Raw genomic sequence first — 13,137 nt, forward strand, 5'->3', positions numbered from 1 at the left:
GCAAGACGAAGAACAGCCTGGAGATGAAAGCCATCGTCCAGGGCGGTTCGACGATCGCCACGCTCAGCGAGCGTATCCTCGGCCGCACGGCGGCCGAAGACATCATCGACGGCAAGACCGACGAGGTGATCGTCAAGGCCGGCGAGATGATGGACGAGCAGATGGCGCTTGCCGTCGAGGAATCCGGCGTGCAGTCGGTCCAGATCCGTTCGCCGCTGACCTGCGAATCCAAGGTCGGCGTCTGCGGCAAATGCTATGGTCGCGATCTCGCCCGCGGTACGCCGGTGAATATCGGCGAAGCGGTCGGCGTGATCGCCGCCCAGTCGATCGGCGAGCCCGGCACCCAGCTGACGATGCGGACCTTCCACATCGGCGGCGCCGCCCAGCTCAACGAGCAGTCGAACCTGGAATCGCCGGCCGACGGCAAGCTGGAATATCGCGAGCTCAACGCCATCGTCGACAGCAAGAAGCGCACGCTCGCGCTGTCGCGATCCGGCGAACTGGCGATCCTCGACGAGGAAGGCCGCGAACTCGGCGTGTTCCGCGTTCCCTATGGTGCGCGTCTGCTCCAGAAGGACGGCGAGACCGTCGCCAAGGGCGACCGGATTGCCGAATGGGATCCGAGCTACGCTCCGGTCATCACCGAAAAGGGCGGTACGGCGAAGTTCCAGGACATTGTCGACGGCCGCACGGTCAAGGAAGAGACCGACGAAGCGACGGGCATCACCCAGCGCGTCGTTACCGAAGACCAGGCGAAGACCAAGAAGGACGATCTCAAGCCGCGCATCACGCTGCTCGACGCCGATAGCGGCGAAGCGGGCGTCTACCGCCTGATCCCCGGCGCGGTGATCTCGGTCGAGGACGGCCAGGAGCTGCAGGAAGGCGATATCGTCGCCCGCCTGCCGCGCGAAGCCGCCAAGACGCGTGACATCACCGGCGGTCTGCCGCGGGTTGCCGAGCTTTTCGAAGCCCGGGTGCCGAAGGATAATGCGGTCATCGCCAAGATCGACGGCCGCATCGAATTCGTCCGCGATTACAAGGCGAAGCGCAAGATCGCGATCGTCCCGGAAGAAGGCGATCCGGTCGAATATCTGATCCCGAAGACCAAGATCATCGACGTGCAGGAAGGCGACTTCGTGAAGAAGGGCGACGATCTCGTCGCCGGTTCGCCCGATCCGCACGACATCCTCGAGGTCCTCGGCGTCGAGGCGCTGGCGGAATATCTCGTCTCGGAGATCCAGGAGGTCTATCGCCTGCAGGGCGTGAAGATCAACGACAAGCATATCGAGACGATCGTTCGTCAGATGCTTCAGAAGGTCGAAATCACCGATGGCGGCGATACCACGCTGCTCGCCGGCGAACAGCTCGACGAAGCGGAGATGGACGAGATCAACGACCGGCTCGGCAAGGGCAAGAAGAAGGCCCAGGGCAAGCCCGTGCTGCTCGGCATCACCAAGGCGTCGCTGCAGACCCGCAGCTTCATCTCGGCCGCCTCGTTCCAGGAAACGACGCGCGTCCTCACCGAGGCCGCCGTCCAGGGCAAGATCGATACGCTGCAGGGCCTGAAGGAAAACGTCATCGTCGGCCGGCTGATTCCGGCGGGCACGGGCGCGGGCATGAACCGCGTCCGGGTGACGGCATCCTCGCGCGATGCGGCGCTTCGCGCGCAGCAGAAGAAGCTGCAGGAAGCGATGCTTGCCGCTCAGGAAGCCGCCGCCCCACCGGCGGAGGAAGACGTCGCGACCGAAACCGAGGCCAGCGAGAGCTAAGCCTTGCCCGGTCCTGCGAAGGAAAACAGCCCCGCCGGCGCGATCCGGCGGGGCTTTTTCACGCCGCACCGGGCGCACTCGCCCGGCATTGGCCTTTCGAGCGCAAGCGATTATCCCCCCATGATGGACGTTACCGATCTCCGCATCGCCCTGTTCAGCGGCAACTATAATTATGTCCGCGACGGCGCGAACCAGGCGCTCAACCGCCTGGTCGGCTATCTGCTGAGCAAGGGCGCCGCCGTGCGCGTCTATTCGCCGACGGTCGAGGAACCCGATTTCGAGGCGACCGGTGACCTCGTCCATGTCCCTGCCCTCGCGCTGCCCGGCCGGGCCGAATATCGGGCGCCGCTGCGCCTGCCCGGCAATGTGCGACGGGACATCGCCGATTTCGCGCCGAACATCTTCCACATCGCCAGCCCGGAAATCCTCGGCCATCGCGCGCTCAGCCTCGCGCGGCGCTGGGACATCCCGGCCGTCGCGTCGGTCCACACGCGCTTCGAAACCTATCCGCGCTATTACGGCCTGACCTTTCTCGAGCCGTTGGTGGTCGCCCTGCTCCGCCGTTTCTACCGCCGCTGCGACGCGATCTTCGCGCCGTCCGAATCCATGGCCCAGATTCTGCGCGAACAGCGGATGAGCTACGATGTCGGCATCTGGTCTCGCGGCATCGACCGCGAGATATTCCATCCCGGACGTCGCGACCTGGCCTGGCGGCGAAGCCACGGCATCGGAGACGACGAGGTCGTGATCGGTTTCGTCGGCCGGCTCGTCATGGAAAAGGGCCTCGACGTCTATTCCGACGTGATCGACCAGCTCGAACGGCGGGGCGTCGCGCATCGGGTGCTGGTCATCGGCGAAGGCCCGGCGCGCGAATGGTTCGAGCGGCGGCTGTCCAACGGCCTCTTCGTCGGATTCCAGAAAGGCGCCGATCTGGGGCGGGCCGTGGCCTCACTCGACATGCTGTTCAATCCGAGCATCACCGAAACCTTCGGCAATGTGACGCTCGAGGCGATGGCGGCGGGCCTGCCGGTCGTCGCCGCCAGGGCCACGGGGAGCCAAAGCCTTGTCGATGACGGCGTCACCGGCCGGCTCGTCCGCCCGGGCGCGATCGAGGCCTTTGCCGACGCGCTGCGGCATTATTGCGAGGATGAAGAGGCCCGCAAGGCCGCGGGTGCCGCCGGTTGCGCGGCCAGCGAGCGCTATGGCTGGGACCAGGTGAACCAGGCGCTCGTCGACGGCTATCTGCGCGTCCTGCGCCAGCGCGGCGATGGGGTGAGCGGTCCGCCGCGCAGCCCGGTTCCCTAGGCCCGTCGCAGCTTTACCCGCGCGAAACCATCAGCTGTTATCAGCCTGACGATGGTACCGTGGCTGAAATTCCTGATCGGTTTCGCCTTCCTCGCATCGGGAATGGCGGTTTTACTGATCCGTTTCGACGCCGTCGGATTCGCGGCGTTTCTCCTGATTTCGGGGATCGGGACGATGATCGCGACCTGGTTTTTCAAGCGCCATGCGACGCCCGAACAGATTCGCGAGGATCTGGAAGCCCGCCTCGAGAGCGACTGAACGGTCCGGTCAGAGACGCTCGATCCGCTGCGCCGCCTCGTCGAGGATATCGGTCACCTCGCGGACCAGCGCTTCGTCGATGCCCTTTTCCGACAGCCGGTGACCGAGCACGGCGAACAGATTGCCCATCGCCCGCTTCACCGTCGCGCTGTCGCCGTTCCGGGCGCGCTCGCCGTGCCGCGAGAGACGCGCCATCAGTGCCTCGACTTCGTCGGCCTTCCGTTCGAGCTCGGCGCTTCCCTCATCGGTGATCGCGAAGGCCTTGCGCGCGCCGTCGCTCTCCAGCGCGTCGATCAGGCCGCTATCTTCGAGCAGGCTCAACGTCGGATAGATCACGCCCGCGCTCGGCACATATTGGCCGTCGGTCATGTCTTCGATGGCGCGGATCAGATCATAGCCGTGGCGCGGCTCCTCCTCGATCAGCTTGAGCAGGACGAGCCTGAGTTCGCCGGAATCGAACATCCGGCGGCGCCGGCGGCGGCCGCGGCCGCGCGTGCCCCAGTCGCCGAAATCGCCGTTCCAGCCGCCGAACTGCATCGCCAGCAGCGCTTCGGGCAGTCCCATTCCGCGCCGCGAGCCGCAACTGCGCCAATATCGATAGGTCATCATATGCCTCCTGAACCTTGGACTCTTCGATCTATCTAAAATATATCTTAGATATGTTGTCAAGGGCCTTGTATCGCGACGGCTGGAATGCCCCGCAAATTGGTTTAGGGTTCGGCCATGGCTGACCTGTTCGCCCGTGACGACGCCGGGAACGGCGCGGCTGAAGCCGCGCCGCTGGCCGATCTCCTGCGCCCCAAACAACTGTCCGACGTGGTGGGACAGGAGCATCTGACCGGTCCCGACGGACCGATCGGACGGATGGTGGCGGCCGGAAAACTGGCCTCGATCATCTTCTGGGGACCGCCCGGCACCGGCAAGACGACGATCGCACGGCTTCTGGCCGATGCCGTGGGCCTGCGCTTCGTGGCGATCTCGGCGGTCTTTTCCGGCGTCGCCGATCTCAAGAAGGCCTTTGCCGAGGCACGGCAGATGGCGGGCGCGGGAAGGCGCACCCTGCTCTTCGTGGACGAGATCCACCGGTTCAACCGGGCGCAGCAGGACGGCTTCCTCCCCTATGTCGAGGACGGCACGGTGACGCTGGTCGGGGCGACGACCGAAAACCCGTCCTTCGAGCTGAATTCCGCGCTGCTGAGCCGCGCCCAGGTGCTGATCCTCAACCGGCTCGACGCCGACGCGCTGGGCACGCTGCTGGAGCGCGCGGAAGCGCATGAGGGCCGGCCGCTGCCGCTGACCGATGCCGCGCGCGACGCGCTGATCGCCTCGGCCGATGGCGACGGCCGCTTCCTGCTCAACCAAGCCGAGACGCTCTTCTCCGTCGATCTCCCCGAGCCGCTCGATCCGGCCGGGCTCGCCGAGATGCTGCACCGGCGCGTTCCGGTCTACGACAAGGACCGCGAGGGCCATTACAATCTGATCTCCGCGCTGCACAAGGCGATGCGCGGTTCGGATCCGCAAGCCTCGCTCTACTATCTCGCGCGGATGCTGATCGCGGGCGAAGAGCCGCTCTACGTGCTGCGGCGGATTACCCGCTTCGCCAGCGAGGATATCGGCCTTGCCGATCCGCAGGCGCTGGTCCAGTGCCTCGCCGCGAAGGATGCCTATCAGTTTCTCGGCAGTCCCGAAGGCGAGCTCGCGATCGTCCAGGCCTGTCTCTATTGCGCGACCGCGCCGAAATCGAACGCCGCCTACAAGGCGCAGAAGGCCGCGTGGAAGTCCGCCAAGGATACCGGCTCGCTGATGCCGCCGAAGAACATCCTCAACGCCCCGACCCGGCTGATGAAGGATGTCGGCTATGGTAAGGGCTATGCCTATGACCATGAGCGCGACGACGCCTTTTCGGGCGACGATTACTGGCCCGAGGAGATGGAACCGCTCGATTTCTACAAGCCGTCGCCCCGTGGATTCGAAGCGAAAATCGCGGAACGCCTTGCTTTCTGGGCGAAATTGCGCGCCGAACGCCGGATTGATTAGGCAAGGCAGGTGAAAACGGGTATCCTGAATTCAGCAAGTCTCTTTTGCCGAACAGGGGAAATCTGATGGAATTCGATCTCAATCGCGACATAGACTGGCCGATGGTGTGGGAGTGGGTGCTCAAGATCGGCGCCGCGCTGCTGATCCTTCTGATCACGCACTTCATCGCCAAGGCCGTCAAATGGGCGATCGCCCGCATGGTCGACAAGATACCCGCGCTTCAGAAGCACAGCACAGCCGAACCCGGTGAAACCGTGGGCAGCCAGATCGGCACGCTCGCCTATTGGATCGTCTGGCTCGTCGGTCTCGTCGTCGCGCTGCAGCCGCTTCAGCTCAGCGGGGTTCTCGATCCCGTGCGCGAACTGACGACGGACATATTCGGCTTCCTGCCGAACCTGATCGGCGCGGGGCTCCTCCTCTTCCTCGGCGTCATCATCGCCAATGTGGTCCGGCGGATCGTCGAAACCGCGCTCAAGGCGGTGAACGCCGACGAATGGCTGGCCCGCGCGGGAGCCGGCGAGATCACGGGGGGCGACGACATCCCGAAGCCGGCAGCGGATGGGCGCACGACGCTGAGCACCGCGATCGGCATCATCGTCTTCGTCCTGATCATCATCCCGTTCGCCACGGCCTCGCTCGAGGCGATGCAGCTCCGATCGATCTCCGATCCGCTGGTGGCGATCCTCAACGATGTGGCCTTCTTCATCCCGCGGATCATCGCCGCGGCGCTGATCCTCGGCATCGCCTATTTCATCGGCCGCTGGGTCAAGGCCTGGCTCGAGCAGCTGCTCGAGGCTCTGGGCGTCGATAACGCGGCGTCCGGTTCCGGGCTGTTGCCCGCGAGCGTCAAGGCCAGCCGCGTGATCGGCACGATCGCCCTCACCGCGATCATGCTCGTGTCCGCCGTGGCGGCCATCGAAGTGCTCGAAATCCAGTCGGTCCAGGCGATGGTCACCGAAGTGGTCGCGCTCGGCAGCCGGGTGATCTTCGGATTGGTCATCATCGCGGTCGGCATCCTGCTCGCCCGCCTGCTCTCCGGCCTGATGGCGAGCTCGACGGGGGAAACGGCCGGCATGCTGCCGACGATCCTCAAATGGCTGATCATCGCGCTGTTTGCGGCCATGGGCCTCAAATTCATGCAGATTGCCGACGAGATCGTCGTGATCGCCTTCGCCGCCATTCTCGGCTCGGCCGCGGTCGCGGCAGCCATCGCCTTCGGGCTCGGCGGCCGGCCGACGGCCCACAAGCTGCTCGAACGCTGGACGGAGGGCAAAGCCAGCCAGACCAATCCGGGGGACAAGACGCCTCCGGGTATCTGATCTGTTCGGCACCGGCCCACTCCCCCGGCCTCCCGCTACCCGCCGAGTGGTCGGGTGGCCGGGAGGGGGACTGGGCCGGTGCCACGCCTGAGGCAAATCCGAAGGTCTGACACACTATGCGCCGCTTTGCCCAATTCGCCTGTTTCGACTGGTCGGGACAGGCGGTGGCAAGGCCCAAGGGCATCGCCCTGGCGGTTGCAGGGGCGGACGCGCAAGCGCCCGCCCTCGTCGCATCCGGCGCCGGCTGGTCGCGGGCCGATGCGCTGGGATGGCTGGAACACCGGGCGGCCGAGCGCGCGGATATGCTCATCGGCTTCGATTTTTCCGCCGCCCTCCCCTTTGCCGATCACGGGACCTATTTCCCCGGCGCGGCGGAGAGCCCGGCCGATGCCCGCGCACTGTGGGCAAAGATCGACTCGCTGTGCGCGGACGAACCCCATCTGTCCGCCTCCGCCCTGCTCGAGGACCCGTCTTTCGCACCGCATTTCCGGTACCAGGCCGGCCGCGACACGATCACCGGCAACCGGTTCGAAGCGCCGCTCGGACGATTGCGGGTGACCGAGCGACGTTGCCGCGAACAGAAGCGCGGCAATGCCGTCTCCTGTTTCAACCTGGTCGGCGCCGCGCAGGTCGGCAAATCCAGCCTCACCGGAATGCGCATTCTCAACCGCATCCGCACCCGGATACCCGTCTGGCCCTTCGACCCGGTGCCGGCTGCCGGGCCATTGCTCGTCGAAATCTATACCGGCATCGCCGCCCGGTCCGCCGGGCTCACCGGCCCCACCAAGCTGCGCGAGGCCGGTCGTCTCGACCTGGCCTTGGCGGTGCTCGACAGCGATCCCCATGTGCCACTGGACCGCTATGACGATCACAGCACGGACGCGATACTGGCCAGCGCCTGGCTGAGACGGGCGGCCGACGATCCGGTGCTTTGGCAGCCCGAGGATCTCGACGAGAGGCTGGCCCGCACCGAGGGATGGACCTTCGGCGTCGCCTGAGGACAGCATGTCGATGACATGGAGGTCGGCCGATTTCAGGCCACCGACATAAACGGTGCCGCCGGCGCGCCGAATGACGGGACGGCGATGTTCCCGAACGAGAAACGCCAGGCGCCGAACGGGACCGGGCTGCGCCGGCGCGCTTCGCCGGAGCGGCTGATCGGAATTCACTAAGGCGGAAGCGCGCCCGAAACGGGGCTGGACGTCTGCGGTCTTTGCGGGCATGGGAGCGCCTGCACATGGCGCGCCGGATTAGCTCAGCTGGTAGAGCAACCGCCTTGTAAGCGGTAGGTCGTCCGTTCGAGTCGGACATCCGGCACCACGCAGTTCCCGGCTCACGATACTGCTCGGCAGTATTGGCCGAACCTTTGATATTATCGCGCAATTTCCGTGCTTTACGCGCCATGCATGATCTAGAACAGAAGCCAAGAGACGCTTTGTCTTCGATGATGACAACGATTTCCCAGCCCCGTCTCTCAACCCCCAAAAGCCGGATCGCAGATGCACTTTCGACGATGTGGAGAAATTCAGGAAAAACCGAGAAATTTGCGCTGTTCGGCCCAATCGAGCGGGATATTCGTCGCGCGCAAGAGTCGACGCGTTGTCAAATCAACCGGCTGCCTTCCTTCGAGAATGGCAGAGACGATATCAGGTGCCAGGAACGATAACCGCGCCATCCGGGTGAGATGCGCCTTGCCGAAGATCGATAACTACTGAAGAGTTTTGGCCGAAACCGCCCGAACTCTAACTTAGCCGGTGGACCACCTTAATGGGGCAGGTCAGTCTGTTCGGGCGTGTATCGCTTCCGGTGCTGGGCAACGGATTCTGGCGAGCGTTGCCGTCGGCATCATAAGCGATATCACTCCGACCGTTGCCGCCACACGCGCGAACGGACCGACTGATTTTCGATCGATCATGTCTTCGCCTTCGAGAGAAAGTCGTAGATCCTAGGGGTCCGGTGGCTATCTTCCTTTGTGCGTGCCGGCCGGGTTCTCAAATGCGATCGCCCGGTCCAGGCGACTCGCTGGGGATTGGAACCGGCGCAGCGGTTGTCGAACGTTCCGTCTCTTCTCCCGCCAATATCGGCGCCGCTTCGGTCGAGCGTTCAAGTCGCTCGCCACGTGGCAGCGGCAGGGGAGCGCGAGCTGTAGAGCGTTCGACCGGATCGCCATGCGGGAGAGCGGCGCGTCTGGTCGATCGGTCGGCCGGTCCCGGTTCCGGATTTGCGGCGCGCTCAAGGCTGCGATCGCGCACGATCGAAGGACCGCCTGGTCCCCCGGCAACCGGCTGAGCCGGTTCGGCGACCTGCACGATCGATAACAGCAGCCATCCGATCACGGCGAATTCCAAGGGGGGCAGTTCTTGTTCATCGACTCAACTTAGCATATTGTAGCAGCAATAAGAATGTCGTGCAGCCTGAACATTCAACCGCGAGGGAGGAAAGCTTTGGCGAAGAAAACCAAGCGGAGCGGCCGGCGCATTCTGGGGATCTTGGGCGCCCTTTGCGGACTGTCATTGTCCAGCATTGCCCAGGCCGGGATTTCTTGCAGCGGTCCTGTCAATGTCATCCTCTACGATCCTGACGGTCGCCTCATTATCGATTTCGGTCATGGCTATGTCTATCTGTGCTCGCTCGATGGGAACGTGACTTATGGCGGCACGACCTACACGCCCACGGACTGCCAGCGCATTCACGCGACCGCGCTGACGGCGTTGGGCACCGGCAGCGACCTCTCCTTTTATTTTCCCGGAAGCTGGACGAGTTGCAGCCAGCTGTTCACCTATCCCAACCTGCCCGCCGATAACTGGACCGGCATGTATCTGGTCGACGTGCCCTGATGCACAAGACTGCGGAGACCGGCTATCGTCTGCGATCCAGCCATATGTCGCCCGGACCGGCTCGAGCCTCTTCGGCGGTTGCCCGGATAACGCTGACCGCAACATTGTTCGCGGCCGGCTCCTCTCTGCAGGCGCAGGACAGCACCAACTATACCTATGACGCGCTTGGCCGGCTCATTGAGGTCGAGCAGGAGCAAGGTCCGCTCGGTCCCGTTCACAGCACGTTCCAGTATGACGATGCCGGCAACCGTGTCGAGTACGACGTAGTTGGAGCCTCCGCTTCTCCGGCCGAATTGCGCGTCATCGCGATCGGCGGGGATCGGGTGGTCGTCGTGATCGAGTAACCCGACCGCTCCATGATGGCGTTTCCCTGGATCGTCGCAACGACGGCGAAGCGCTCTCGGGCGTAACCGACCGCATGACGGGCACCGCGAACGGCGGCCCATGATCGTCCGATCGGCGATCCTGCCCGACGAACCCGAGATCGCTTTGCTGCCGTAACGAATTGTGATACATCGGAAAACGCGAAGGGAGGTCGCGCGATGGTCCAGGAAGCGGATCGATCTTTCCCTGTGTCCGCGTATTTCAGCCGGCTCTTTTTGCAGCGTTGCAGGCGGCCCTTTTCGCGTTTCCAAATCAGCATTGTTCACTTTTTGTTCCAAAATAGGAAATCGACCTCTATCCCGAGTCGCACGCCGGGATTCGGTCGTCGGCCGATGATCGGCATCCGGTGAAATCGGAAAGGAAACAAATGCGCTATTCTGCCTTGATCGCCGCCCTGGTCTTTATTCTGATGCCCGGAAAAGCACTGGCCGATTGTTCCGGCGTGTTTTGTAACGATGTTACGATCGATAGGCTATTCGTCAGTGGCACCGGCGACATTGCGTTGAGGACGTCGGGCGACGAAACGCAGCTGGACTGCGATCCCGGATCCAGCCTGTACCTGCGATTTGCGACCACGGTCTCGGCCTATTCCGAATGGTACGCCATGGTCCTCACGGCCTATGTCCAGCAGGCGCCGATAACATTCCGGATGGTCGGCGGCACGGGCGAATGCACGATCAACTACATGTTTCAAGAACAATGAGCGCGCGCATCGCCATTGCCGCGCGGGCGCGAACCGGCGCCAGGGCAGTGCTCGCCGCTGCCGTGCTCCTCCTTTCGCCGCTTGCCGGCGAAGAGGCCCGGGCGCAGCAGGCCTGCCCCGAACCCAGCGGCCCGGGCAGCGTCGAGATTTACTGTTACGATGCGCTCGGCCGCCTGATCGAACAGAGGCGCAGCGACAGCGCGAGCGCCACGATCTCCTATGACGCTGCCGGCAACCGCGTCAGCCGCACCGAAACCGCCGGGAGGGCGGGCCTCGTCGTCGTGATCATCGGCGGCCGGCCGATCGTGATCGCCATACCATGAGCGTTCCGTCGCCCGGGACGCACGTCGCTCTTATCCGCAAGGAAGGCCGAAAGATGACAAAAGCTGGAGTTGCCATCACCGCTTTCATCAAGACGATCTGTCTGGCTCTGCTGGCCTGCTTGGCTGTTCCCGCCGCAGCGCAACCGAACGACGTTCTTATCGACCCGCTCAATGTCGAGCCCGACGCCAATGGCGTGGACATGATCCGCGGCAATGTAGCGCGCCCCGTCCCGACTCTCTCGATCCCCGCGGCCCCCAATCTGAGGCTGCAACGGCTGCAGCTGACGGTGCCGGTCATGACCAGCTTCGTGCCGATCGATGAATTTTCCTTCGGCAACGCTCAGGTCAACACCGGCGACGGAACGTCGGAGGGCTTCCAATGCTTCGAGTTCCAATGCTGGCCGAATACGTTCAACGGATCCACTCTCTCCGGCAGTTCCCTTGGCTACGGCTTCATGCAGGGCGGCAACGGCGTACGGGTAACCTACGGCCTCCTCGGAAACGACACATTGGGGACGTTCGGGCGGTTCTACAGCTTCTATGGGACTGAGATCGCGTACCCGAATGGCGAGACACTCACTTTCAACTATTCGCAAGCGGATTCCGGTGGAACGACTTATACGCGGCCGGCATCGATTGTCAGCAATCTCGGCTATGTGATGCTTTTGTCTTATCAGTCGAACACGGCGCCCGGCACGGCGCAGTGGAGCACTCTGGCACAGGCAACGATTTACAGTTCCAGCGACACGACGACGCCTCTGGCGCGCCACACCTACGGAACCAGCGGCACGATCACCGATCTGGCGGGACGCCAATGGAGCTGCTGTTCCGACGCTATGGACGTGGCGATATTCACCAGCTCCGTGACGATGCGACTGCCCGGGATGAGCACAGACAGCTTCGTCGCGACCCAGGCCTCGGGCGCGACGGCGCCGCGGGTCGGCCAGGTCGTCAATGACGGCGTCACCTGGACCTATACCGCTACCGAGAGCAATCCCAGCACCACCGGCAAATGCAACGGGCTGAGCTGCGATCTCACCCAGGTCGTCCTCACCGGGCCCAACGGGTATCAGCGCACGGTCAACAACGATGTTGACCCCAATCCGCGCCTCGCGACCGTCACGACCAGCGTGGTCAACGGACTCAATCAAACCACCAACTACAGCTATGATCTTCAACGAAGGCTGATCGGTATAACATATCCGCGCGGCAACGGTGTGGAGGTCGATTATGACGATTTCGGCAATGTCGTCGAGCGGCGCGATCATCCCACGACCGGCACCGACCTGATCCAGCGGGCGGAGTTTCCGACGCCCGGCGCCCCGCCCGGCCCCGGCGGCGGGGCCTGTGCGAACGTCACCTGCTTCCTTCCCACCCGGACGCGCGACGCGGCCGGATACTGGACCGACTACACTTGGTACGCACATGGCGGCATGGAGAAGATGCTCGAGCCGGCCGGCGCCAACGGTCAGCGGCGGCTGACCCGCAGGTTCTATGCGACGGCCGGGGGGATCACCCGGCTGTCGAGCGAGCAGATATGCGGGGTTCCCGCGAGCACCCCGATCGCGTCCGCCACCTGCCCGGGGAATACGACGACCCAGGTTACCCGCTATACCTATTGGGCCAACACGATGCTGCCCGCTACCATGTCGCGGACCAACGGCGCGGGAACGCCGGTCGCCACGACCAGCTACAGCTATGATTCCCACGGCAACCTGCTCTCGGAAAACGGGCCGTTGGGCGGCGCGGACGATACCGCCTATTACCGCTACGACACGATAAACCGCCGGACATGGGAAATCGCTCCGCTCGGCGCGGCGGGAACCGAACGGGCGGCGACGCGCACCACCTATCGCGACGCCGACAACCAGCCGCTGACCGTCCAGTCCGGCACGGTGACGAGCCCGACCGATACGACGCTGGATGTCGACCAGACGCTCACCCATAGCTACAACAGCCGCCGCCTGCGCACCCGGACCGCTGCGTCCGAAGGCGGCACGACCTACGCCGTCAGCCAGTTCAGCTATGACGCGCGCAACCTGCTCGATTGCAGCACGGTGCGGATGAACCCGGCCCAGTTCGCCTCGCTCCCGTCCTCGGCCTGCACGCTCGATACCGAGGGCTCGCAAGGGCCGGACCGGATCACGCGCAACACGTACGACGTGCTCGGCCGCATCACCGAAACCGTCGGCGGCTTTGGCG

10 protein-coding genes, 1 tRNA gene and 2 pseudogenes are annotated in these 13,137 nt (G+C 64.2%); 12 read left to right on the plus strand and 1 reads right to left on the minus strand.

The genetic code is table 11. The features are described from left to right. The 3 genes and pseudogenes from ACTS1X_RS03525 to ACTS1X_RS03535 form a co-directional block, all read left to right on the plus strand. Nucleotides 1-1,769 (plus strand): annotated as a pseudogene (locus ACTS1X_RS03525) (DNA-directed RNA polymerase subunit beta'); the annotation flags it as partial. 123 nt (nt 1,770-1,892) lie between these two features. Beyond that, nucleotides 1,893-3,074 carry a glycosyltransferase family 4 protein gene (locus tag ACTS1X_RS03530; protein ID WP_442613007.1) on the plus strand — a complete coding sequence of 394 codons (1,182 nt, stop codon included), beginning with the start codon at nt 1,893-1,895 and terminating at the stop codon, nt 3,072-3,074. Between the two features lie 51 nt (nt 3,075-3,125). Then, a complete protein-coding gene (locus ACTS1X_RS03535; RefSeq protein ID WP_442612998.1) occupies nt 3,126-3,332 on the plus strand; it encodes a hypothetical protein in 207 nt (68 codons plus the stop codon). A 9-nt stretch (nt 3,333-3,341) separates the two neighbouring features. Here the strand turns inward: ACTS1X_RS03535 and ACTS1X_RS03540 are convergent, their stop codons facing one another. Then, nucleotides 3,342-3,938, minus strand: coding sequence for a PadR family transcriptional regulator (locus ACTS1X_RS03540; RefSeq protein WP_442612999.1), 597 nt, complete (start codon nt 3,936-3,938; stop codon nt 3,342-3,344). 117 nt (nt 3,939-4,055) lie between these two features. On the opposite strand from ACTS1X_RS03540, the gene ACTS1X_RS03545 reads away from it, so the two are divergent. The 9 genes and pseudogenes from ACTS1X_RS03545 to ACTS1X_RS03585 form a co-directional block, all read left to right on the plus strand. Continuing rightward, nucleotides 4,056-5,369: a replication-associated recombination protein A gene (locus tag ACTS1X_RS03545; RefSeq protein WP_442613000.1), complete on the plus strand. Its 1,314-nt coding sequence runs from the start codon at nt 4,056-4,058 to the stop codon at nt 5,367-5,369. A 65-nt stretch (nt 5,370-5,434) separates the two neighbouring features. Beyond that, nucleotides 5,435-6,688 (plus strand): mechanosensitive ion channel, encoded by a 1,254-nt coding sequence (locus ACTS1X_RS03550; protein WP_442613001.1) that lies wholly within the window; start codon nt 5,435-5,437, stop codon nt 6,686-6,688. 116 nt (nt 6,689-6,804) lie between these two features. After that, the gene (locus ACTS1X_RS03555; RefSeq protein WP_442613002.1) at nt 6,805-7,686 is read left to right on the plus strand and encodes a hypothetical protein; all 882 of its coding nucleotides are present in this window, start codon (nt 6,805-6,807) and stop codon (nt 7,684-7,686) included. Nucleotides 7,687-7,932: 246 nt separating this feature from the next. Then, nucleotides 7,933-8,008: transfer RNA gene (locus tag ACTS1X_RS03560), tRNA-Thr, on the plus strand. Nucleotides 8,009-9,132: 1,124 nt separating this feature from the next. Continuing rightward, nucleotides 9,133-9,525: a hypothetical protein gene (locus ACTS1X_RS03565; RefSeq protein ID WP_442613003.1), complete on the plus strand. Its 393-nt coding sequence runs from the start codon at nt 9,133-9,135 to the stop codon at nt 9,523-9,525. After that, entirely contained in the window at nt 9,525-9,869 is a 345-nt protein-coding gene (locus ACTS1X_RS03570; RefSeq protein ID WP_442613004.1) for an RHS repeat domain-containing protein, read from the plus strand. Before ACTS1X_RS03565 ends, ACTS1X_RS03570 begins: the two co-directional genes overlap by 1 nt. Nucleotides 9,870-10,276: 407 nt before the next feature. Beyond that, a complete protein-coding gene (locus tag ACTS1X_RS03575) occupies nt 10,277-10,612 on the plus strand; it encodes a hypothetical protein (RefSeq protein WP_442613005.1) in 336 nt (111 codons plus the stop codon). Next, on the plus strand, nt 10,609-10,935 hold the full coding sequence (locus tag ACTS1X_RS03580) for an RHS repeat domain-containing protein (RefSeq protein WP_442613006.1): 327 nt from the start codon (nt 10,609-10,611) through the stop codon (nt 10,933-10,935). The genes ACTS1X_RS03575 and ACTS1X_RS03580 overlap by 4 nt, the downstream gene beginning before the upstream one ends. A gap of 53 nt (nt 10,936-10,988) precedes the next feature. Then, a pseudogene (locus ACTS1X_RS03585) lies at nt 10,989-13,137 on the plus strand (hypothetical protein); the annotation flags it as partial.

Source organism: Parasphingopyxis sp., assembly GCF_052168275.1.
Classification (GTDB): domain Bacteria; phylum Pseudomonadota; class Alphaproteobacteria; order Sphingomonadales; family Sphingomonadaceae; genus Parasphingopyxis.

Excerpts from the sequence above, each read along its gene's own strand:
- ACTS1X_RS03535 (WP_442612998.1), top strand. The coding sequence starts at position 3,126 with ATGGTACCGTGGCTGAAATTCCTGATCGGTTTCGCCTTCCTCGCATCG.
- ACTS1X_RS03575 (WP_442613005.1), top strand. The coding sequence starts at position 10,277 with ATGCGCTATTCTGCCTTGATCGCCGCCCTGGTCTTTATTCTGATGCCC.
- ACTS1X_RS03530 (WP_442613007.1), top strand. The coding sequence starts at position 1,893 with ATGGACGTTACCGATCTCCGCATCGCCCTGTTCAGCGGCAACTATAAT.
- ACTS1X_RS03555 (WP_442613002.1), top strand. The coding sequence starts at position 6,805 with ATGCGCCGCTTTGCCCAATTCGCCTGTTTCGACTGGTCGGGACAGGCG.
- ACTS1X_RS03580 (WP_442613006.1), top strand. The coding sequence starts at position 10,609 with ATGAGCGCGCGCATCGCCATTGCCGCGCGGGCGCGAACCGGCGCCAGG.
- ACTS1X_RS03550 (WP_442613001.1), top strand. The coding sequence starts at position 5,435 with ATGGAATTCGATCTCAATCGCGACATAGACTGGCCGATGGTGTGGGAG.
- ACTS1X_RS03570 (WP_442613004.1), top strand. The coding sequence starts at position 9,525 with ATGCACAAGACTGCGGAGACCGGCTATCGTCTGCGATCCAGCCATATG.
- ACTS1X_RS03545 (WP_442613000.1), top strand. The coding sequence starts at position 4,056 with ATGGCTGACCTGTTCGCCCGTGACGACGCCGGGAACGGCGCGGCTGAA.
- ACTS1X_RS03540 (WP_442612999.1), bottom strand. The coding sequence starts at position 3,938 with ATGACCTATCGATATTGGCGCAGTTGCGGCTCGCGGCGCGGAATGGGA.